This is a genomic window from Synechococcus sp. R65.1 (assembly GCF_047461755.1).
Taxonomy (GTDB): Bacteria; Cyanobacteriota; Cyanobacteriia; order Thermostichales; family Thermostichaceae; genus Thermostichus.
Window position 1 is genome coordinate 1 of record NZ_JANSHU010000021.1, and the last position, 20,710, is coordinate 20,710.

Here is a 20,710-nt window from a genome sequence, read left to right on the forward strand (position 1 = left end):
GTGGAAGTGCGAAGATGGACAACCTAACCTTAATCCAACCGTTAAGTTCTGTCAACTCTCCCTCAGCAAATCCTGGCTTAGCGGAGAGTGGGGGAGAAGAGGGCTTCTAGAGCCTGGGCGAGGGTTGGCTCCATGACCACCCGGTCTTCGTAGGCGGCGATGACCCGGGTAAGCTGAGGCAGGCGGCTCTGTTCCGCCTCCAGGTAGAGAGGCTGGACATAGAGAAGGGAGGTCTCGATGGGGATAACCAGCAGGGTACCCAGGTTAACCCGCGACCCATGTTCATTCCAGAGGGCAATTTGCTCGGAAATGGCGGGATCCTGGTTCACCCGCGCCTCCACCTGCTCCGGGCCGTAGATGAGACGCTGCTTGGAGAACTCATACACCAGCAACTTGCCGTAGTTTTCCCCATCGCAGCGGGCGGCCATCCAAGCCACCATGTTTTGCTTGTTGAGGGGGGTGAAGGGAGAGAGCAAGACGAACTCAGGTTCGTTGGGGGATCCCTTTTGCCGCTCCTCCGGCAAGGTGAGGATGAGGTACTGGGGCTGCATGGGGAGGCGCCGTCCCTTGCGGAATTGGTTGGGGATCTGCCACTGGTCTTCCCGGTTGTAGAAAAGGCGGGGATCTGTCATGTGGTAGGTGGCAAATTGCTGGGCCTGCAGTCGGAAGAGATCCTGGGGGTAGCGGAGGTGCTGCCGCAGCGGCTCCGGCATGGCCTCCAGGGGCTTGAACAGCGTGGGGTAGATGCGGGCGTAGGCTTGGATGAGAGGATCCTGAGGGTCAGCTATGTACCAGTTGATGCTGCCGTTGTAGGCATCCAGCACCGCCTTGACGGAGTTGCGGATGTAGTTGAAGGGAAAGTCAGGCAGGTACTCGGAGTAGGGGTAGTGGCTGCTGGTGGTGTAGGCGTCGAAAAACCAGTAGAGCTTACCACCTTGAATCACCAGGTAGGGATCCTGGTCGTAGAGCAAAAAGGGCATCACCTGGCGCACCCGCTCGCGGATTTGGCGGCGGTAGAGAAAGCGGGTGTTGGGGGAAAGCTCACGGCTGAGGAGAATGCGCAGATCCCGGAAGTGCCAGGCATAGAGAAAGCGCTGCCAAAGGTGAGGAATGGGGACACCCCCTGTGCCGCGGTAGCTGCTGTAGACGTAGTGGTCGGCAGCAGGGTAGTCCAGCTCCCTTGCCTCTGCGCCGACAAACACCTCGGTGGTGGTTAGCTCGCCGTAGTAGAGGGCCGGCTGATCCACCTGCAGCACCTCCGCTACCTCCGGGTAGCGCGGGGAAATCCGCGGTGGGATATCTGCCAGAAAAAAGTCTGGCAGCCCCTCCGGAGTAACCACGTTAACTGGGCTGAGGGTGAGGCCATAGCCGTGGGTGTAGAAAAAGCGCCGGTTAACCCAAGTTTGGGCCGCTGGCGGTACCTGGGCAAAGTCCAGCTCGCGTGCTGCATGCATGACTTGGCGCAGCTCTCCCCCTATGCGGTAGCGATCCACATCCACATAGGGAAACTGGTAGTAGGGGCGGATCTCCTGGAGTTGGCGGTAGGTGGCCAACAAGGGCTCCGCATCCCAAAGGCGCACGTTGCTCAGGGTAGATTGATTCTGCTGCAGGATCTCCCAGGTAAGGGATCCCTCCTCCGGGAAGGGCTTGACCTCCACCTGGGTTAAGCCAAAGCCGGCGCGGGTAAAACGGATGTTGTGCTCGAGGTAGGGGCGTTCCAGCTCCAGCTCGTTGGGGGTAACCAAGAAGGTCTGCACCAAGTGGGGGTAAAGCCGGGTAGTTAGTAACCCAAACCCCAGGTAGGCTCCCCACAGCAGAGCTGGCGCCAGTAGGGAGCTGGCCCAGGGGGGGCACCAGGATTTGAACAAGGGAAGGTTGAGGCGGATCCCTTGGCGGGCCAAGGCCCAGAAGCCAAGGGCAGTTAGAAAAGCCACCCCACTCATCAAAGTGGTAGCTGGCAAAGTGGCGTGCACATCGGTAAAACCGGCTCCAAAAACCACGCCGCGGGTGGAGTAGAGTAACTTGTAGCGCTCCAGCCAGTGGCCCCAGGCCCGAAGCAAAAACAGAGCTCCCCCCAGGATGAGCAAGTGCCGCTGGGCAAACAGGGAAAGGGCCAGCGTCAGCCGCTGTTCCGAGAGTCCCAGCTCCACAAAGTAGATGAGAGCAACGGCAACCAAGGTCAATAGCACCAGGTTGAAGCACCAGTGCTGGAGCTTTTCCCAAAAGGGCAAGCTGAAAAGAAAAAAGCCCAGATCGCGGTTAAAGATTGGATCCGACTCCCCCACAGGCACTTGGTGCAGCCAAAGCAGCAGCGTAAACCAGTGCTGGGAAAGAAACCAGGCCAAGCAGCCGCTCAGGCCCAGCGCAATGGCCCAGGCCCAGGCTGGGTCTGCTCCCCGCCAGCAGGCGCGGATGTTGACTCCTACCACTGCCAGGGCAAAGACAAAGGCGCCTAGGCCCAGCCCCCAGCGGGCAAATACCCGTGTCCAGAGCACTGGCAGGGCGTTCAGTTCGGCAAACCAGGCCAGATCGACGTAGAAAGAGGCCAAGGCCGTAATGGCCAGGATCCCTAGCCCCGCCCAGAGCAGCAGGAGCACGCCTCGCCGCAGCCGTTGCATGGCTTCATGGCAGCTTGTTCAAACTTGCCCTCGATCCTAGCTGCTGCACCGCCTCCAACAAGCCCGCTGGACCACCATCCACCCGCACCACCGGGATCCCAGCCTGGGCTTGCAGGTCTTGCCAGGTGAGGTCATCTAGGAAGCGCTCCCCATCCTTGAGGGTAATCTGGGGCAGAAGCAGGCCGTCGTAACTTGCCAGGTTCTCAACCGATTTCAAGGCGTTGAGGATGTCCTGCCCTGTCAGCAGCCCGGTTACCGTCAGGGTTTGTCCCCAGAATTGGCTGGCAAGGGGCAAAAGATGTAACTGCAACCTGTGGATGCGGTTCATCCGCTCTACCACAGGCTGGAAGGCTCGCTCCACCGCATTGCCCACCACCCAAAGCAATTTGAGAGGAGCAGGGATCTCCAGCGGCAGTTTGAGCTGCTCGAATTGGCTGAGAAAAAGCCGCAGGGATCCCACCCCGTTGCCCAGTTGGGGGTAATCTTCGTAGTGCTTTTCCGGCGGCAATTCCCGACCCGCCAGCAGATACCACTCATCGGCTAGCCAGGCAAAGGTGGATCCCAACTCTTGCCGAAACTGCGCCTGTAGCGCTTCCACCTGATCGATCACCTCCGCCGCCTTGGCAGCATCCACCGGGATCAGCTCATCATTGGGGGGGCGAAAGCGGGTCAGCCCCACTGGCACCACTGCCGCCGAGAGGACGGTTGGGATCCCTTCTTCTGGCCGACGAAAAGCGGCTAGATCCAAGAGCGTGCGGGTGAGGTGCTCCCCATCGTTCCAGCCTGGGCAGACCACCACCTGGGCATGCAGTTGCAGGCGGTGTTGGCGAAACCAGGCCAACTGCTCCAGGATGAGGCCGGCGCGGGGGTTTTTGAGCAGGCGGCTGCGCAGCTCCGGCTCGGTGGCATGTACCGACACATAAAGAGGAGAAAGGCGCAGGCGGGCAATGCGCTCCCACTCGGGAGCGGTCAGGTTGGTGAGGGTGAGGTAGCTGCCGTAGAGAAAGCTGAGGCGGTAGTCGTCGTCTTTGAGATGCAAGGTTGCCCGCATCTCAGGGGGCTGTTGGTCGATAAAGCAAAAGGGGCAGGCGTTGTTGCATTGGATGAGGCCATCGAACAAAGCCGTCTCAAACTCCAGCCCCAGATCCTCGTCAATGTCTTTTTCCAGCTCAACCGTGCGCGGGATTCCTTGGCTGTCCAGGATCTCCAGGCAGAGATATTCCTCAGCAATGAGGAAGCGATAGTCAATGAGGTCGCGGGGCCGCTCGCCATTGATGCTCACCAGCGCCTCCCCCGGTTGAATGCCTGCCTTTGCCGCCAGGGATCCGGGCAGGACGGCGCTGATACGGGCGGGCTTGACGCTAGCGCGGGACATAGCGCGCCCAAGGCGGGACTGCGTTGCCAAGAGAACTCAAACCTACTCTAAACAGCGGCGAATCGCTGCTTCCAGCTCCGACTGGCTGAGGTCGGTAACCACAAAGACCTCCTGCACGCTGCTGCCTTTGCGGGCAACTAACTTGTACCCACCTCGAATGGGCACAGAAACCCGCAACTGCAACTGCGGGATCCGCCCGCGAGCGCAAGATAAGGCACCTGGCGTTACAGTTTTAATGCCGGGTTGTCGGGTTAAGCGCTCCAGAACAGGGATCAAGCCAGAGATGTGAGTGGAATGGTTCCAAACTAAGCGACCAGAAGGCTCAGACATAGTGGCAGACTAACGGTAAGGAGAGGCTAGACTTCCATGATAGGCTCTCGCCTTTGCGACTGAGAACAAAGAGACTGGCCTCCCTCAAGCTTTAGCAAACTTTTAAGTACAAGTACTTTCAGAAGGTTTTCTTTGTGCTAGTCTGATGGCACCAAGGACAAGGAGCTGCTGATTTATGGTTGCTGAGTAAGTCATCCTAGACATTCCCGAAGCCATCCTGAAAGGCCTGCAAGATGGCACCTATGAGCGCATAGGCGGTGTTGTGAGAGAAGTGGCTTCTAAGCGGGTGGTAGCCTGGCTGAGAGAAACTGGAGGCCTGACACTTGCAGATAGCATTGGTAAATGAATTCCCGGGTTGGACATTGTCAACGGGATTATTGCCAACATTCAGTTGGGACAAATTAACCTAAAATTAATCGATATCGGGAATACACTGAATACCATCTTAGGCTTGACTTAATTCAACACCGCTCTTGGTCTAGCTAACTTGGGTTTGTCTGCCATAGGCTTTGCAGTCGTCATCTCCAAGCTTAATCAAATTGATTCACGGATCCAAAATCTTCAGGCCTCCATCTCTGAAATCAAGAATAAAATAGACAGATCGATCTTTGCTAAAACTAGGTCTGCGATTGAAGTTGCAGAAATAGCTCTAAAGATGTCTTCTTCGTCCAGCAGGAGGCGGCTGGTGAGCGAGGTCATTCAACCCTTACTTGAGGCTGAGCACTATTATCAAGCTGCTTGGGATTCTGACTGGAATGAAGGTAACTGTATTTTGTCCCGTGAGTACATCTTAATCCTATCTTTAGTCTATGTTACAGAGACTAAGTGTTACTTAGAGCTTGAAGAGCACGAGATGGCTCTTAAGCGCTTGGCTGAGGCCGAGGAGATTCTGAAACCTCGTATTAGGAAGTACGTCAAGCTTCTTTTTGAAGATCCTTCAGGATATCTTCACAGTGCCTGTCAAGGAGTTAGACCGTCAAGCATTTTGGAAATTCTTAAGTATGTAACGGCTGAGTCAAATGTAGATAAGCTGTTTGATGAACATATACGCACAGCTATTTTCAACAGATGTAGCATCGAATCCTGGACTGATAGCATACCGCTAAGATCTAGGAATGCTATCCTTGCCCTCGTTGCCCCATCTTTGGTTGGAGTAGAATGGACGTTATGGGATCGCATGCCGTGGAACACTGGCGCTCGGAGAGAAGTCATCCTCGGTTTGATGTCTCGAGCTAATCAAGTTATAGCGGCTGCCCAGTCCATGATTGAATTGCACAGAAGATTGGAAGGCTACAGACACGAAATCAATGAAATGGTTCGGCTTGGCCTTAGCTTCCGGGAATGGCAAGATCTGGTTTTGCCGCCAAAAAGCTCGTCTGAGGATCAGGACTCCAAGATTTTGCTCCTCCTGCCGGCCTAGGATCAATGCCAGGGGGATTCTATTGCTGCTTTAACCCCGTCCTAAGTATCAGCCACACTGGAGAAAGCTGCCGTCCCAACAGCTCTCTGAGTATGGCTGGCTCTTCTTCCCAGGCCGTAGCTCTGTCTGTCCCCAACCGCTTGCTGACAGAAAGGGATCTAGTCCCTCTCCTCCCGGCGCAGCCGCTGCAGGGCAGAAAGAGGCTTCTCCTCTTCCGACTGCTTTTCTGGGGTTGCTACCGGCAGAGGAGCTGTTTTGTTTTTCTCGGGTTCGGGCGAAAGTTTGCCTGCTTCCGAATCGACGGCTAGAGGAGAAGGGAGGTCGTTGGTCTGTTGGCCAGGCAGAGGGATCGACTCCAAGGGGGCCAGCAGGGATTGAATGTGGCTGTAGGTTTCGGGGTTGCTGCGGGCAGCATGGGCCAAGAGGGTAAGCTGCTCCTTGGCCGCCACCAGGTTCCCTAACTTAAGATCCACCAGCGCCAACTGGTAGCGGGCCTTAAAGCTAGTGGGATCCACCTCCACTGAGCGTTGGAAGGCGGCTCGCGCCTCTGCCAGCTTGCCTTGGCGGGCGTAGATCAAGCCGAGGTTAAAGGGCACGTCAGGATCCCGCTCCCTGGGAAGCACTTGGGCTTTGTCTTCTAGTTCAAGGGCGGCCCGGTAGGCGTTGATGGCTAAGGTGTAAAAGCCCATCTGCAGGTAACGAGCTGCATCTTCCTTGAGTTGGGCCACCGTTGGCTCGCCGGTGAGCAAATTCATAGGCGGCTGCGCATAGGCAGGCAGGCCCACCGCCAAACCCAGCAGGCATACTACTGAACTCAGGCCCCAGGGAGCAGCCTGTCCACCGGTTTGTTGCCTATTCATCACCATGATCGGTTTCCTCCAGCCACCTCAACACCACTTGTTCCACCCCTCACGGCCGGGAAAGGAAGCGAACTGGATCCCAGGCCCACCGAGGCAACGGCCTCACTCCAGAGACTATCCGCAATTAGACTGGGAAGCACGACTTTCCACTCGATCCAGCGCAAAAAGGCCAGATTGAGATACCAGTGCGAAGGGCTGGCTGGGGCCTCCTGGTGGGCAAGGGCTGCCTTTAGGGTGGCTAGATCCCCGAAATAGCTAAAAATCTCGCTGTACTCACGCTGTTGCGCCCGTTCTGGTTCTTCACCAAGGGATCCCCGTGGCCGCTGCCAACTCCGGAGCTGTTCAGTCCCCAAATCGGAACCTCTTGGGCAAGCAGCAACGGAACTCAAGTGCCAAAAGCGCGATCCCCAGCATCCCCTAGCCCGGGCAGGATAAACCCCCGGTCGTTTAGCCGCTCGTCGATCATGGCGCAGAAAACTTGCACCATTGGGTAATGGGATCCCAGTCGCTGCAGCCCTGGCGGCGCGGCCAAGACGCTGACAATCCTCACCAAGCTGGGATCCGCTCCCCGTCTTTTCAGCTCATCCAAAACCCACAGCAAGGTACCCCCCGTGGCCAACATTGGCTCAGGGATGAGAATGCGCATCTGATCTGGAATCCGCTCTGGCAGGCGGTTGAGGTAACAACTCACCTGCAGCGTCTCCTCGTCCCGCACCAAGCCCACATGAAAAATCCGTGCCTGGGGCAAGAGGGCCTGACAGCCTTCCAGCATGGCCAGGCCAGCCCGCAAAATGGGCACGATGGCTAGCGGCGTGTTGGGGGCGATAACTTCTGCTGCCGCAGCTTCCAGAGGAGTTTGCACCTGCACCGCTTGGGTCGGGATCCACTCCCGCATCGCCTCGTAGGTCAGCCAGCGGCCCAGCTCCACCAAAGCCGTGCGAAAAAGAGGCATGGGGGTCTCTCTATCGCGGGCCACGGCTAGCCAGTGCTTGATGAGGGGATGGGGAGGGACGTAAACCCGCAGTTGCTGACTTGCCACCGGAGGATGCCTCAACCTGGGCGGTAGCATAGCGGCTTGCAGGGGTAGGAGGCAAGCCTTCTTCTTAGCCTTCCCCGCCGTTCCCCAGCTGCCAGCTTTTCCTCTGGCTTCCTCGCCGCGTTTAGTTACAATAGCGCCAGCGCCTCCTCAAATCTTCTGTTCGCGCTAGTGGGACGGGATGATCTCCCTCAACTTGCGGCCCAGCCTGGAGTTGACGGATGAAGTTTTTGAACAGCTCTGTCGGCAAAATCCTGAGCTGCGCTTGGAGCGCACTGCCCAAGGGGAGCTAGTGGCCATGGCCCCCGTCGGCAGTGAAAGCAGTCGCCAAAACTTGAGCCTCAGCGCCCAACTCTGGCAATGGAACCACCAAACTCAGCTTGGCGTAGCCTTCGATGCTTCTGCCGGCTTTGCCCTGCCCAACGGGGCCATTCGCTCTCCCGATGCCGCCTGGGTTGCCAGGGAGCGCTGGCAGCAGCTGACTCCAGAGCAGCGGCGCCGCTTTGCACCCCTTTGTCCAGACTTTGTCCTGGAACTGCGCTCCCCGAGTGATGACCTGGCCACTTTGCAGGCCAAGCTGCAGGAGTACCTCGAAAACGGCTCCCAACTGGGCTGGCTGATTGACCCGGAAAGCCAAAGGGTCTACGTCTACCGTCCAGGCCAGCCTGTCCAGGTTCTAGAGCGGCCCACCTCCCTAGAAGGGGATCCCGTCCTCCCCGGCTTCGTTGCCGATCTCAACCTCGTCTGGGAATAGTTCCTAACCGCTTATGATTGCCCTTAACCTGCGACCCAGCCTGGAGTTGACGGATGAAGTTTTTGAACAGCTCTGCCGGCAGAATCCTGAGCTGCGCTTGGAGCGGACTGCCCAAGGGGAGCTAGTGGCCATGGCCCCCGTCGGCAGTGAGAGCGGACTTCGCAATGCCGACCTGCTGGGCCAGCTCTGGCAGTGGAACCGACGCACAAACTTAGGACTTGTATTCGACTCCTCCACGGGTTTTGCCCTGCCCAACGGGGCCATTCGCTCTCCTGATGCCGCCTGGGTTGCCAGGGAGCGCTGGCAGCAGCTGACTCCAGAGCAGCGGCGCCGCTTTGCACCCCTTTGTCCAGACTTTGTCCTGGAACTGCGCTCCCCGAGTGATGACCTGGCCACTTTGCAGGCCAAGCTGCAGGAGTACCTCGAAAACGGCTCCCAACTGGGCTGGCTGATTGACCCGGAAAGCCAAAGGGTCTACGTCTACCGTCCAGGCCAGCCTGTCCAGGTTCTAGAGCGGCCCACCTCCCTAGAAGGGGATCCCGTCCTCCCCGGCTTCGTTGCCGATCTCACCTTAATCTGGGAATGACTGGCCTGCCCATGGGCGTCGGCAACCTCGAACGTGCTGGCACCTATCGGGCGGGAAATGCAAGAACTGGATGAGCCCGAGAAAGCCCAGCGCCTTGCTGGCCCAGCAACTAGGCAAACTGGCCCACCACCTGTAGGGCAAAACTCAGCAAGAGGAAGGCCAACCAGGGGGAGAAGTCCAAGCCGCCGATGGGGGGAATAATGCCGCGGAAGAGGTTGAGATAGGGATCCGTAAGCTGGCTAAGCACCGACAGGATAGGGTTAGACCAGTTCAGTTGCGGGAACCAGCTTAGCAAAATCCGCACGATCAGCAGGGCGTTGTAGATGACGATGAACTGGTAAAGGGAGCGAAACAGCAAAGAGACTGCACCGCTGTAGACCAACCCCAGAGGGAGGTCGTCTAGGCCAGCAAGAGAGGACAACACGTGGCTAAGCATATGACTGGAAAAGGGGGAAAGGACTCATCCACAGCTTATCGGCAGAGCAGTCGGCTTAGGGTAGCGCCGGCAGAACCTCTGCCGCCTCTAGTTTGGCATGGGCAGGGATCCTTTGCTCAAGACTTTTCCTCCACAGCTTGGGAGGAGGTTTCCTTGATGAGCAATTGGGCCCGCGTGGCCTGAATGGCCTCGTTGAGCTCGGCAATTTTGGCTTCGAGGGTGCGGCGAACTTGGGCAATCCGTTCTGCCTCCTGCTCCCACTCCCTCCAGCTCCTCAAGCTGGACTCCGTTGCTTTCCCCAGCCCTCGAGAGCGGGGGCATTCAGGGCTAGTGGCGGTGCCGTCGAGGCGCTCGGGATCCCGGCCTTGACCTTCAGCGGATTCCTTACCTAGCTTGGGGGCGAGCACAAGCCCAAGGATCCCGCCGAGGATCCCTCCCACCACAGCCCCCGTTACCACACCAGCAATGAAATCACTCTGCCGATCTGCCACGCTTGCGTCCCAGTCAATTGAGTCTCCCTTCTTCCGTTCTAGCTCTCTTGCCCCGCCCCTGCCAGCAAACGAGGCCAGAGCTGGGGGAGTCGCCATTGGCTCAAATTTTCCAGGTAATCTTGCATCTGCTCCCTCAACCCGGCCAAGATGGCCTCCAGTCTGTTGGTCAAGGGCAAGGAGGCTAGAGCGGCTTGCCAAAGGTGAGCTAGTGACAAGTCAGGGCTGACTACCCGCCACAGCCGCTGCAACTCCTCGAAGTGCAGGCGATCATCTTCTGTAAGCGAGAGGATTAGCTGGCGGCGTAGCTCCCGTGCTTCCTCCGACATGAGATAGCGCAAGCCCATGCGGGCAGCAGGGATCCAATCCAGCCCACCATCGCTGCGGGCAACTTGAAGCAGGTTCTCCAGGCGGTTCCAGCGGAACTTGCCATCCTTAATCAGCACTTGCAACAGCCGCTGGCGAATACGAGGGGATTCATCGGTCAGCAGGCGCTTGGCCACGTAGGGATAGGCCACGCCGACGATGCGAAACTGCGGATAGAGACTGAGGGCCACCCCCTCCTGGGTAACCAAAGAGCGGATCACCAAGGCAAAGTGGGAGGGCACCTGGAAGGGGTAGCGGTACATCAAATCGGAGAACTGGTCGGTGGCGGTTTTGAAGTTGAAGTTAGCCACCTCCTGCCTCAGCACATCCGCCAACACCGTTTCTAGAGCAGGGAGCAGCTCTTGCCGATCTACATCCGGCTGTAAAAAGCCCAGGTGAATGAAATCGTCAATCAGGGCGTTGTAGTCGCGATCCACCAGGTGGACCAGCGCATCCACCAGGTACTCCTTCATCTGGTCGGTGAGCTGGTCCATCATGCCGAAGTCGATGTAGGCCAGGCGGCCATCCGGCAGGGCAAACAGGTTGCCCGGGTGGGGATCGGCGTGGAAAAAGCCGTATTCCAGCAACTGCTTTAGGCCGGCTACCACACCGATGCGCACCAATCGTTTCACCTCCAAGTTGGCGGCCCGAATGCGCTCCACATCGGTGAGCTTGATGCCGTCAATCCACTCCAGGGTCAACACGCGGCGGGTGCTGTAGGCCCAGAAGATGCGCGGCACATACACATCGGGATCGTCGCGAAAGTATTCAGCAAAGCGCTCGCAGTTCCGTCCTTCCTGGAGGTAGTCAATCTCCTCAAAGAGCTTGCGGCCAAACTCGTCTACCACTGCTGTCAAGGTGTTGCCCAGGTTGAGGGGCAACCAAGGGCCCAGCCAGGTGGAGGCCCAGCGGATGAGGTAGAGATCCAGGCTCAGCCGCTCCCGCAGGTGAGGCCGCTGCACCTTGACCGCCACCCATTCGCCGCTGTGCAACTGCGCCTTGTAAACCTGGCCCAGGCTGGCCGCAGCCACCGGCTCGGGCGAGATCTGGGCGTAAATCTCGGCAATTGGACGGCCCAGCTCCGCCTCAATGCAGGCAAACGCCTCCTCTGAAGGAAAGCTGGGCAGTTGATCCTGCAGCTTGGTCAGCTCCTCCAAGTAGTCTTTGCGCACCAAGTCGGGCCGGGTGGAGAGGGCCTGCCCTACCTTGATGAACGTTGGCCCCAGGTCGGTGAGCAGTTTGCGCAGCTGCGCCGCACGCTGGGGCACCTTGCGATTGCCCTGCCCCCAGAGCTGATCCCAGCGCAGGCAGAGAACAAACCACAAGAGAGGGCCAAGGATGGCCAGTGCCCGCGCCACCACTTGGGGCAGACGCCAGCGGTAGTAACGGGCAATAACCTGCGGATCGTAAACTTCTAGGTCAGCAACAGAGACAATCTGGTTAGGCACGCTCCAGGGATCTCACAGTCGTCTTAAACGAGCAATACCTATCGTAATGGCAAAAGTTACCTGATTTTTCTTCACTTTCTTTAACAGCACCTCTTTAGCTTCGGCCCGCTGCAGCCACGACCTTGCTTAGATGACGGTGTTGTCCGGGATCACCGAGTCCTTGATGATGGTGACAATGCCGTTGCTAATCCAGATTCCTTCCTCTTCCCGCTGGGCTTCGGTGACGTGATCTTTGTTGATGATGCGGACGTTGCGGCCAATGCGGGCGTTCTTGTCCACAATGGCGTTGGCAATGTGGGAGTTGGGCCCGATGCCCACCGGCGGGATCCCGGCCTCCAGCTTGGCCTGCCGCTCTTCTGCCGACTCGTAGTAGTCGGCCCCCATGACCAGGGTGTTTTCGATAACGGCATTGGCCTCTATGCGGCTGCGAATGCCGATGATGGAGTTGCGAATTTGGGCGTTTTTGATGATGCAGCCGTCGGCAATCATGGAGTTGACAATGTGGGAGTCGAGGATCTTGTTGGGAGGCAAAAAGCGCGGGCGGGTGTAGATGGGCATGTCCCTGTCGAAGAAGCTGAAGGGCGGGTTGGGCTGCTGCACCAAGGCCAGGTTGGCCCGATAGAAGGCCTCGATGGTGCCGATGTCCTCCCAGTAGCCCTTGAAGGGGTAGGCCTGCAGGTGGTACTTGCCGATGGCTGCCGGCAGCACTTCTTTGCCGAAGTCGGTGTGCTCCTTCACCTGCAGCATCTCGATCAAAGCTTCCCGCTTGAACACATAAATGCCCATAGAAGCGATGTAAGGCTTGGCTTTCGCCTCTTCTGGGCTGAGGCCGAGGACTTGGGTATCGACTCGGCAGGCTTCTAGCAGCTCCCCTTGCGGCTTTTCCTTGAAATCGATCACACGCCCCTCGGCGTCAATCTTGAGCAAGCCAAAGCTGGAGGCCACTTTTTCCTCACAGGGGAGCACCGCCAGCGTCACATCCGCTCCAGTTTGCCGGTGATAATGAATAAAGGGGCGGTAGTCCATGCGGTAGAGGTGATCCCCAGAGAGGATGAGGAAGTCCCGCGGCTTCCAGGAGTCCATCAGCCAGAGATATTGGCGGACGGCGTCAGCCGTGCCCTGGAACCAGTCGGGGTTATCGGGGGTTTGCTGGGCCGCTAGGATATCTACAAAGCCGCCGGTGAAGGGAGACAGGCGGTAGGTGTTGATGATGTGGCGGTTTAGCGAGGCGGAGTTGAACTGCGTGAGGACGTAGATCTTACCGATATCGGAATTGATACAGTTGCTAACCGGAACGTCGATAAGGCGATACTTGCCTGCTAGAGGTACAGCCGGCTTGGCGCGGCGCTTGGTTAGAGGATAGAGGCGGGTGCCCCGCCCACCGCCTAGGATAATTGCCAGTACATCGCGCATGGTGGTTCTCCACCAGGTTACACCCAATAGCATAGACCGCGGTGAGGGGAAGCGGCTGCAACGGCCCTGGGGAAGCTGATGGCACGCATCCTGGCCTTTACCAACAACAAGGGCGGCACTGGCAAGTCCACCCTCTGCGTCCACGCGGCCCAGTTGACGGCCCAGCGGGGCCACGCCGTTCTGCTAGTCGATCTCACCTCCCAAACCACCGCCAGCAGCTTTTACCTCGAAGAGGCCGGATCCCTTCCCCCAGAGGAGACCGTTTGGGCTAGCCTCCACCCTCACCACCAGCGGCCTCTGGAGGAAGTCATCTATTGCACCGACAAGGGAGTGGATGTGGCGCCCTCCCACCGCACCATGGCCGAAGTGGCAGCCCAGCTAGCGGCTGCCGGGGAGGCGGGCCAAAACCTCCTCCAGCGTCAACTGGATCCCTTGCTGTCGGAGTACGACTTTATCTTTCTCGACACGCCAGGGGAGCTGAATGCCCTCACCGCCAATGCTTTGCGGGCAGCCCAGCGGGTGTTGATCCCGACACGGCTCAACCGCGCCGACTTCTCCTGCACAGAAGAGACCCTGCGCTATATCGAGACCCTCAAGGGCGAGCTGAGCCAGGCCCGCGCTGTCCTGACCATGTTGGACGACCGCTACCTGCCCGGCGGCATTTGGTCGGGATCTCACACTGGACAGTTGTACGTGCAAGCGCAACAGATTTTTGCGGATGTGCTCTCACCCGTTACCATTCCAGATAGTAGCGACTTGCGCACAGCTTTTGATTATGGCCTGACGGTCATGGACTATCGGCCCGGGGCGGCCGTGTGTGGGCGCCTGCTGCAGTTTGTTGAACGTGAGGTGCTCCTGTGACTGGATCTGAGCGTAGCTTGTTTTCTCGTGCGGGAGGAGCCCCCCGCCGCCCCGCCCGGCGCAAAGTAAAGTCAGACTCCCCCTCCACCCCTGGACGTGAGGAAACGGCAATGTCTACCGCAGAAACGTCGGAACTCGAAGCCCTCAAAGGCCAGTTGGCGGAGGCCCAACGGCAGCTTCAGGAATACCAAAACAAAATCTCCAGCCTACAGGCTCAACTCGAGCAAGTCACAGCCCACCGCGACGAATTGCAAAAGGCACTGGCCCAACTCCAGGCAGTGGCAGATGAGCGGGCCAAAACCATCCAGGAACTGCAAAGCCGCCAAGGGCAGGCCACGCTGCCGGTTAAGCCCCAAACCTCTGCCTCCCCCCTGCAGGCACCCAAGAAGATCCTCAATCGGCCTATCTTTGACAATGTGTCCCCCACCGACGAAGACATGCCCCCCTACATGCTGGACTAGGCCCCGCTGGGATCCCCTGCCCAAACAGTTGGGTATTGCACCCAGGGGAAGGGGGGTGTATGGTTAGGGATCCCTGTCTTTACGCTATGACTGCGTCCCAGGCAAAGATGACGGTTTCTGGCGATGCCATTCCACCCCACGGAGGTACTCTAATTAACCGCATTGCCTCGCCTGAGGAGGCGGAGGAGCTCCGCTCCAAGGCCCAACACTGCCCTGTTATCCGCCTCGACGAGCGGGCTCAATCGGATCTCGAGATGATTGCCATCGGGGGCTACAGCCCGCTGACGGGCTTTATGGGGCGGGAAGATTACCATTCGGTTTTGGAGACAATGCACTTGGCCAACGGCCTGGCATGGTCGCTGCCGATTACGCTGCCAATTTCGGAGGAAATAGCTGCCGGGCTCAAGGAAGGGCAAACCGTGGCCCTAGCCAATGCTGAGGGCAAGCTTTTGGGCGTGTTGGAACTGACCGAGAAATTTACCTACGACAAAACCCGCGAGGCGCAGCAGGTCTACCGCACTACGGATGAACAACACCCAGGGGTGAAGGTGCTCTACGAACAGGGATCCGTTTACCTAGCCGGCCCTGTCACGCTCCTGCAGCGGGATCCGCATCCCCTTTTTCCGGCCTACCAGATTGATCCAGCTCGGTCGCGGCAACTGTTTCGGGAAAGAGGGTGGAAGACGATTGTCGGTTTTCAGACTCGCAACCCCATCCATCGCGCCCACGAGTATATCCAGAAGTGCGCTCTGGAAATTGTGGACGGCCTGTTTCTCCACCCGCTGGTGGGAGCCACCAAAAGCGACGACATTCCCGCCGAGGTGCGCATGCGCTGCTATGAGGTGTTGATTGAAAAGTACTACCCCAAAGAGCGGGTGATCTTGGCCATTAACCCTGCAGCCATGCGCTATGCAGGACCGCGGGAAGCCATCTTCCACGCCCTTGTTCGCAAAAACTACGGCTGCACCCATTTCATTGTGGGCCGGGATCACGCTGGGGTAGGCAACTACTACGGCCCCTATGACGCCCAGCACATTTTCGACGAGTTCCGACCCGAGGAGCTGGGCATCATCCCCCTCAAGTTTGAACACGCCTTCTACTGCACCGTCACGGGCACCATGGCCACGGTCAAGACCAGTCCCAGCCAGCCCCACCAGCGCATTCACCTCTCGGGCACCAAGGTGCGGGAAATGCTGCGCCGTGGCGAAGTGCCGCCGCCGGAGTTCTCCCGCCCCGAAGTGGCCCAGCTCCTTGTGGAGGCCATGCGAGAACGCAGCTCCTCCTAGCCTCTTGGTGGGAAACCACCCAGGCGCTGGATTCTAGACCTAGCCGAGAGCTCGAAGGCACGGGGCAGATTTTGCAGAGGTTAACGACCTGGCCTATCGACAGTTGCCGATTTTGGGTTTATCACTGAGGGGAGGGTGGTGCAAGCTGCCCACCTAAGCCTTCCGCTACCTACCCTGGGCTAGTGGCTCGACCCCAGCGCGCGGCGGAGGCAACTGTGTTTTCTTTGCCGTTTCCAGGGTCAACCTATGCAGAAATCAACCCTTCTTTCCAGGCTTGCCCTCGCCCTGCCCGCCTCCCTCCTGCTGGCAGAGGCTGCTCTGGCCTACCCCTGTAACTGGGTTGGGGCTGAAGCCTACAACTTCTCCAGCCCCACGGTTGAGGTTGACAGCTTCGAAGTGTTGCCTGCCTCCTCCTTTGCAGGTAACGGCTTCATTGGGGTGGCTATTGAAACGGTAGATGAACAGGCACCTCAAGGCGCCATTAGCCGCCGCCTGTTTGGCCCTGCCCCTCGCCTGCAAGGGATACGGGTCGTTGGCCTCCTCCAGAATGGACCGGCCCACCAAGCAGGTCTGGCGCAGGGCGACATTCTCCTCGGGGTCGACGGACAGCGGGTCACCTCGGTGCAGCAGGTTCAGCAGCTCATCCAAAACACCCCTGTGGGCCAGCGGCTACCGATTACCTTCCGGCGCGGCGGGCAGGTTCTATCCACAGTGGTGGTGGTGGGCGATGGCCGCGTGTTGCGCCCCCTGATGCTGCAGCAGCGGTAAGCGGGTGACCGCTGAGGTAGGCCTAGCAGAGACGGTCTGGGTGGTCTGCGGCCTCAACGGCTTGCTGGCTCTTGGCCTGCTTGCTTTAGCTCGCCCAATCTTGCGCTTGCGTACAGCGCTTTGGGTTACGGAGCGGGCTCTGGACAACTGGCAAAGAGCAGCAAAGCCGGCTTTGGCCCTTACCTCGGCTGAGCTTCTCCACCTACGGGCTCGCCTGCAAGCCAATCGCACCACCCTTGGCCGCTGGCGGCGCCGGCTCCAGTTCTGGCAGGGGATCCGCCGGCTAGCGCTTTGGCTGCAACAAAGGCTCTATGGATAGCTGCTCCTCCCTACCCAACCCCATCCGCTTGCAGGTCATGGGCAATGCTCTGGCCGGGATTGCCGAGGAGATGGGGGCACGTCTCATTCGCGGCTCCTACTCTGCCAACATCAAGGAACGGCGGGATTGCTCCACGGCTTTGTTTGACGCCCAGGGGGCTTGTATTGCCCAGGCGGCCCACATCCCGGTTCACCTAGGCGCTCTTTCCCAAGCCGTGCAGGCAGTGGTGGCAGCTGGCCCCCAGCCAGGAGAGGTGTTTGTCCTCAACGATCCCTATCAAGGGGGATCCCATCTGCCGGATATCACCGTGGTGGCGGCCATTCCCGGCCTGCGGGATCCCGGCCAGGTCTGTGCCTATGCGGTGAACCGCGCCCATCATGCCGACGTCGGGGGGATGCGCCCCGGCTCCATGCCCGCTGATTCCAGCGAGATCTGGCAGGAGGGTTTGGTGATCCCACCCGTACGGCTGGCCAGGTTTTCTCTGGAAGGAGAGTTGCGCTGGCAGGAAGATCTGCTGCGCCTTATTCTGGCCAATGTGCGCAATCCTGAGCAGCGCCGCGGAGACCTGCAGGCCCAAGTGGGAGCCAACGTGGTAGGGGCAAGCCGGTTTCGCCAGCTGCTAGCCCGCTTTGGCGAGGAGGAGGCTTGGCAGCTCATTGCGGAAGTGATTGCCTATAGTCGGCGGCGGATGCAGGCCCAGATCCGCGCGCTGCCCGATGGGATCTACAGGGCTGCAGATTGGTTGGAAGGGGAGGGGGATCCGCCCAAGCCGCTCCGCATCCAAGTGCAGATTGAAGTGCAGGGGGAGAGGTTGCGGGTGGACTTCAGCGGCACGGCGCCAGCCACGGCGGGCAACCTAAACGCCCCCCTGGCCGTGACCCGCTCGGCGGTGCTCTTTGCCCTGCGCTGCCTTTTGGATCCCACCGCCCCTAGCAATGCCGGGCTAGAGGAGCCCATCGAGATCGTGGCCCCACCCGGCTGCCTGGTCAACGCCCAATTTCCGGCGGCGGTGGTGGCCGGCAATGTGGAAACCTCGCAGCGCATTGCCGATGTGGTGTTCAAAGCCCTGGCGCCGGTGGCTGGATCGCGGAGCATTGCCCAAGGGCAGGGCACCATGAACAACTGTGTCCTGGGCAACCGCCACTTTACCTACTACGAAACCCTGGGGGGCGGCCAAGGGGCCAGTCGCCAGCGGCCAGGCCTGGATGGGGTGCATGTGGGCCTGAGCAATACCCTCAACACCCCCATCGAAGCCCTAGAGCTGGAGTATCCCCTGCGGGTGTTGCGCTACGAGCTGCGCCAAGATTCTGGGGGCATTGGGCAGCAGCGGGGCGGCTGGGGGCTGATCCGCTCCCTCCAGGTGTTACAAGACTGCACCCTTTCCCTTCTCACCGACCGCCGCTACTACGCCCCCCAAGGAGAAGAGGGCGGCGGAGCCGGCCAGGTGGGGATCAACCTTGTCAATGGGGAACCCCTGCCCAGCAAGATTAGCCGCCCCCTGAAAGCTGGCGATGTGGTGACCCTCTATACCCCTGGCGGCGGCGCCTGGGGCTCCAGCGAGGGGCAGGCGCGGGAGGTTGGGTAGCCCAGATGGGCAAGCAACAACTGCTCGCAGCGGCGGAGCACATCCTCGCGGCTGGTAAAGTGCTCCAGCCTTTGCACTTGTTGACCTTTCTCAAACAAAATTAAGGTCGGCAGCGAGCGCACCCGATAGCGGCGCGGCAGCCAAAAATTGTTATCCACATTCACCCGCACCACCTCAACGGCTCTCTCCCCTTCGGAGGCCAGGCGGTCGATAAGCGGTTGAACGAAGCGACACAAACCGCACCAAGGCGCGCCAAACTCTAACAACACCAACCCATCGCTTGTCAAAAGTTCTTGATTAAAAGCCTCTAAAGCAACTGGCGAGATCATTGCTCCCAAACTAAAGCAGTTGTTTGGGATCATGCTACCAGGCAACTCTGCTGGCTGCAGAAACCAGTTGCGGATGGAAAGCATAAAGAATCACAACAAAGCTCAACACCCCCAGATAGGCCCAGCGGAGAAACTCGCGCGGGTACAGTTGCTGGCGCCCTTGCAGAATGGCTAAGCCGGGGATCACGGAGGTGCGGGCCTTGAGATCGCGGAAGGCGTGGCCGTACTTGCGCTCCAGGCGGTAATCCCCGTGCCAAACGGCAAATAGGTGGTAGGCCACCAGCCCCAGCGAGGTGACCAGCATAAAACTGGAGCCAATCCACAGGGAATGGGCCACACACCAGATGAGCTGACCGACTAGCTGGGGATGGCGGGTGAGGCGGATGATCCCAGTTGTAAACAAGTGGATCTCCGGCTGGCGAAGGGCGACAATCTCCAGCACGTTAAAGGTGGCCGGATACAGGAAGAAAAACGAGAGCGCAGACAAAAGGACGACAGTGGTGTGGATCCCGGGAACAGCCTGCAGATTCCAAAGGATTACGCCGTCGTAGCAGTGGTTAGAAAAGTAGACGAGCAACAGCGGCGCCAGGCTAAGACTGACCAGGACAAAGAAAAGGCGGTACAGACGCGCTCCCAGCCACGCTTCTCCCCAGGGGCGCAAGTAGGCTAGTCCACTGTGGGCGCAGGCAAATCCCAAGATCATGCCCAGCATGATGGCATGGGAGCAGTAGGGGGCCAGCCCTGGCAGCCAGTGGCTAAAAAGGGGGGGTGACATCCTCTTTCGCGGTTGCCGTGACCTATGCTTAGCTTAAAGATAAGTTACATTCGACTCCCCATGCAGAAGACTCTCTTCCTACGTCTTGTCGGCCTGCTCCTGGCGATGGCCCTTATCCTGGGCTGGGCGATCCCAGGCGCGCAAGCAGCCCGTCTCACTGGCAAGTATTACGAAGACAGCATGACCATCATCCAAACGCTGCGCACGGCTCTCTTGGAGGGGGATCCTGTCCTCAAGCCGGAGGAGGCGCGGGCGGAGGTCATGGAGGCCATGCAAGAATTTGTAGGGCGCTACCATGGCCCTCGCTACAACAAGTTGCCATCCTTCACGACCCTGCGCACGGTGTTCAACACCGTGGCCTCCCACTACCGCACCTCGGATCGACCGCTGGAGCCAGAAAAGCTAGAGCGGGTGCTGATGCAACTGGATCGGGCAGAGATGGCCTTGCGCCGTGAGGGTTAAGCTTTAGGCAAGGCGCAGCGTTGCTCTAATGCCAACGCGGTGGAGTCCGCTCTCCCACAGCTCCAGCTGGCCTCCCATTTCCCTCAGGAGCCGCTCGCTAACCCGCCAGGCGGCGCTGTCTTGTGGCTGGATGGGCAGGCAGCACCGCCCTTCAAGCTTCCACTCCAGACAGAAGTGCTCCTCCCCGCCAGGATAGGCGCTCAGAGCCATTGAGCCGTAGCAGAGGGTGCAAATGCCCCAGCGACACACGCCCAGCAGCGCCTGCACCAAGCCATGGGGATCCGCCCAGACAGTGAGGCTGTCGGGAAGCCAAGAGGACTGGAGGGCAGGCCAGTCGTAGCGGATGCTCCGATCCTGGGCCTGGAGCCGAGTGAGGCTGTGGATCTCTTGCAAAAGAGGACGCAGGCGCGTTGGCCTTGGCCGCAGCGGCTGAATGGGCAGGTCGTGGCGAGCCAGGCGAGTGTATTCTTCCAGCAGCTTGAGCAGGCGCTCCACCGCCTCCTTGGCGCTCTGCAGGCACTCTCGCTCCTCCTCTCGAGAGTCGCACAGATTGGACAACACCAACTGCAGGGCTCCCATCTGGCTGCTGAGGGGATTGCGCAGCTCGTGGCCGATACTCACCAGAAGCTCCTGCTGAAAAGCGCGCATCACCTCAGAGCGCTCAAAGGCAAACTGCCAGTCCATCCCCTCCTGGTCTGCGGCAGGGGCAGGCGGGAAAGAGGGAGGATCGGGGG

At 59.3% G+C, this 20,710-nt stretch carries 22 protein-coding genes; 10 read left to right on the forward strand and 12 right to left on the reverse strand.

Features of this window, described 5'->3' with window-relative positions; translation table 11 throughout:
- Positions 1 to 77: 77 nt before the first annotated feature.
- From NW814_RS08980 to NW814_RS08990, 3 genes are read right to left on the reverse strand one after another with little or no spacing between them, the layout of a single operon-like run.
- Positions 78 to 2,618 carry a UPF0182 family protein gene (locus NW814_RS08980; RefSeq protein ID WP_414406030.1) on the reverse strand — a complete coding sequence of 847 codons (2,541 nt, stop codon included), beginning with the start codon at positions 2,616 to 2,618 and terminating at the stop codon, positions 78 to 80.
- A gap of 4 nt (positions 2,619 to 2,622) precedes the next feature.
- On the reverse strand, positions 2,623 to 4,023 hold the full coding sequence (locus NW814_RS08985; protein ID WP_414406031.1) for a TIGR03279 family radical SAM protein: 1,401 nt from the start codon (positions 4,021 to 4,023) through the stop codon (positions 2,623 to 2,625).
- A gap of 12 nt (positions 4,024 to 4,035) precedes the next feature.
- Positions 4,036 to 4,323, reverse strand: coding sequence for a DUF2103 domain-containing protein (locus tag NW814_RS08990; RefSeq protein ID WP_414406032.1), 288 nt, complete (start codon positions 4,321 to 4,323; stop codon positions 4,036 to 4,038).
- A gap of 493 nt (positions 4,324 to 4,816) precedes the next feature.
- Between NW814_RS08990 and NW814_RS08995 the strand changes: the two genes are divergently transcribed.
- Positions 4,817 to 5,743: a hypothetical protein gene (locus NW814_RS08995; protein WP_414406033.1), complete on the forward strand. Its 927-nt coding sequence runs from the start codon at positions 4,817 to 4,819 to the stop codon at positions 5,741 to 5,743.
- A gap of 158 nt (positions 5,744 to 5,901) precedes the next feature.
- Here NW814_RS08995 and NW814_RS09000 read toward each other — a convergent pair whose 3' ends face one another.
- Both NW814_RS09000 and upp read right to left on the reverse strand, forming a co-directional pair.
- Positions 5,902 to 6,603 (reverse strand): tetratricopeptide repeat protein, encoded by a 702-nt coding sequence (locus NW814_RS09000; RefSeq protein ID WP_414406034.1) that lies wholly within the window; start codon positions 6,601 to 6,603, stop codon positions 5,902 to 5,904.
- A gap of 385 nt (positions 6,604 to 6,988) precedes the next feature.
- Positions 6,989 to 7,672: a uracil phosphoribosyltransferase gene (upp, locus tag NW814_RS09005; RefSeq protein WP_414406035.1), complete on the reverse strand. Its 684-nt coding sequence runs from the start codon at positions 7,670 to 7,672 to the stop codon at positions 6,989 to 6,991.
- Positions 7,673 to 7,820: 148 nt separating this feature from the next.
- Between upp and NW814_RS09010 the strand changes: the two genes are divergently transcribed.
- Entirely contained in the window at positions 7,821 to 8,393 is a 573-nt protein-coding gene (locus NW814_RS09010) for a Uma2 family endonuclease (protein WP_414406036.1), read from the forward strand.
- A 13-nt stretch (positions 8,394 to 8,406) separates the two neighbouring features.
- Positions 8,407 to 8,979, forward strand: coding sequence for a Uma2 family endonuclease (locus NW814_RS09015; RefSeq protein WP_414406037.1), 573 nt, complete (start codon positions 8,407 to 8,409; stop codon positions 8,977 to 8,979).
- A gap of 109 nt (positions 8,980 to 9,088) precedes the next feature.
- Here NW814_RS09015 and NW814_RS09020 read toward each other — a convergent pair whose 3' ends face one another.
- The 4 genes from NW814_RS09020 to NW814_RS09035 form a co-directional block, all read right to left on the reverse strand.
- The gene (locus NW814_RS09020) at positions 9,089 to 9,415 is read right to left on the reverse strand and encodes a YggT family protein (RefSeq protein WP_414406038.1); all 327 of its coding nucleotides are present in this window, start codon (positions 9,413 to 9,415) and stop codon (positions 9,089 to 9,091) included.
- Between the two features lie 116 nt (positions 9,416 to 9,531).
- Entirely contained in the window at positions 9,532 to 9,906 is a 375-nt protein-coding gene (locus NW814_RS09025) for a hypothetical protein (RefSeq protein ID WP_414406039.1), read from the reverse strand.
- A gap of 38 nt (positions 9,907 to 9,944) precedes the next feature.
- Complete coding sequence (locus NW814_RS09030; RefSeq protein ID WP_414406040.1) at positions 9,945 to 11,717, reverse strand: ABC1 kinase family protein; 1,773 nt, start codon at positions 11,715 to 11,717, stop codon at positions 9,945 to 9,947.
- A gap of 126 nt (positions 11,718 to 11,843) precedes the next feature.
- Entirely contained in the window at positions 11,844 to 13,130 is a 1,287-nt protein-coding gene (locus NW814_RS09035) for a glucose-1-phosphate adenylyltransferase (RefSeq protein WP_414406041.1), read from the reverse strand.
- A 78-nt stretch (positions 13,131 to 13,208) separates the two neighbouring features.
- Between NW814_RS09035 and NW814_RS09040 the strand changes: the two genes are divergently transcribed.
- The 6 genes from NW814_RS09040 to NW814_RS09065 all read left to right on the forward strand — a co-directional run bounded on the left by NW814_RS09040 (position 13,209) and on the right by NW814_RS09065 (position 18,410).
- The gene (locus NW814_RS09040; protein ID WP_414406042.1) at positions 13,209 to 13,991 is read left to right on the forward strand and encodes a ParA family protein; all 783 of its coding nucleotides are present in this window, start codon (positions 13,209 to 13,211) and stop codon (positions 13,989 to 13,991) included.
- A gap of 110 nt (positions 13,992 to 14,101) precedes the next feature.
- Positions 14,102 to 14,452, forward strand: coding sequence for a hypothetical protein (locus tag NW814_RS09045; RefSeq protein ID WP_414406043.1), 351 nt, complete (start codon positions 14,102 to 14,104; stop codon positions 14,450 to 14,452).
- Positions 14,453 to 14,559: 107 nt separating this feature from the next.
- Positions 14,560 to 15,738 carry a sulfate adenylyltransferase gene (gene sat / locus NW814_RS09050; RefSeq protein ID WP_414406044.1) on the forward strand — a complete coding sequence of 393 codons (1,179 nt, stop codon included), beginning with the start codon at positions 14,560 to 14,562 and terminating at the stop codon, positions 15,736 to 15,738.
- 246 nt (positions 15,739 to 15,984) lie between these two features.
- On the forward strand, positions 15,985 to 16,506 hold the full coding sequence (locus tag NW814_RS09055; protein ID WP_414395609.1) for a PDZ domain-containing protein: 522 nt from the start codon (positions 15,985 to 15,987) through the stop codon (positions 16,504 to 16,506).
- A 4-nt stretch (positions 16,507 to 16,510) separates the two neighbouring features.
- On the forward strand, positions 16,511 to 16,825 hold the full coding sequence (locus tag NW814_RS09060; protein ID WP_414406045.1) for a hypothetical protein: 315 nt from the start codon (positions 16,511 to 16,513) through the stop codon (positions 16,823 to 16,825).
- Positions 16,818 to 18,410, forward strand: coding sequence for a hydantoinase B/oxoprolinase family protein (locus tag NW814_RS09065; protein WP_414406046.1), 1,593 nt, complete (start codon positions 16,818 to 16,820; stop codon positions 18,408 to 18,410). Before NW814_RS09060 ends, NW814_RS09065 begins: the two co-directional genes overlap by 8 nt.
- Here NW814_RS09065 and NW814_RS09070 read toward each other — a convergent pair.
- Positions 18,350 to 18,739 (reverse strand): thioredoxin family protein, encoded by a 390-nt coding sequence (locus NW814_RS09070; protein WP_414406047.1) that lies wholly within the window; start codon positions 18,737 to 18,739, stop codon positions 18,350 to 18,352. The genes NW814_RS09065 and NW814_RS09070 overlap by 61 nt on opposite strands.
- 34 nt (positions 18,740 to 18,773) lie before the next feature.
- A complete protein-coding gene (locus NW814_RS09075; RefSeq protein WP_414406048.1) occupies positions 18,774 to 19,514 on the reverse strand; it encodes an NnrU family protein in 741 nt (246 codons plus the stop codon).
- A gap of 60 nt (positions 19,515 to 19,574) precedes the next feature.
- On the opposite strand from NW814_RS09075, the gene psb27 reads away from it, so the two are divergent.
- The gene (gene psb27 / locus NW814_RS09080) at positions 19,575 to 19,976 is read left to right on the forward strand and encodes a photosystem II protein Psb27 (RefSeq protein WP_414395619.1); all 402 of its coding nucleotides are present in this window, start codon (positions 19,575 to 19,577) and stop codon (positions 19,974 to 19,976) included.
- 3 nt (positions 19,977 to 19,979) lie between these two features.
- On the opposite strand, the gene NW814_RS09085 is transcribed toward psb27, so the two are convergent.
- The gene (locus tag NW814_RS09085) at positions 19,980 to 20,660 is read right to left on the reverse strand and encodes a sensor histidine kinase (RefSeq protein WP_414406049.1); all 681 of its coding nucleotides are present in this window, start codon (positions 20,658 to 20,660) and stop codon (positions 19,980 to 19,982) included.
- Between the last annotated feature and the right edge of the window lie 50 nt (positions 20,661 to 20,710).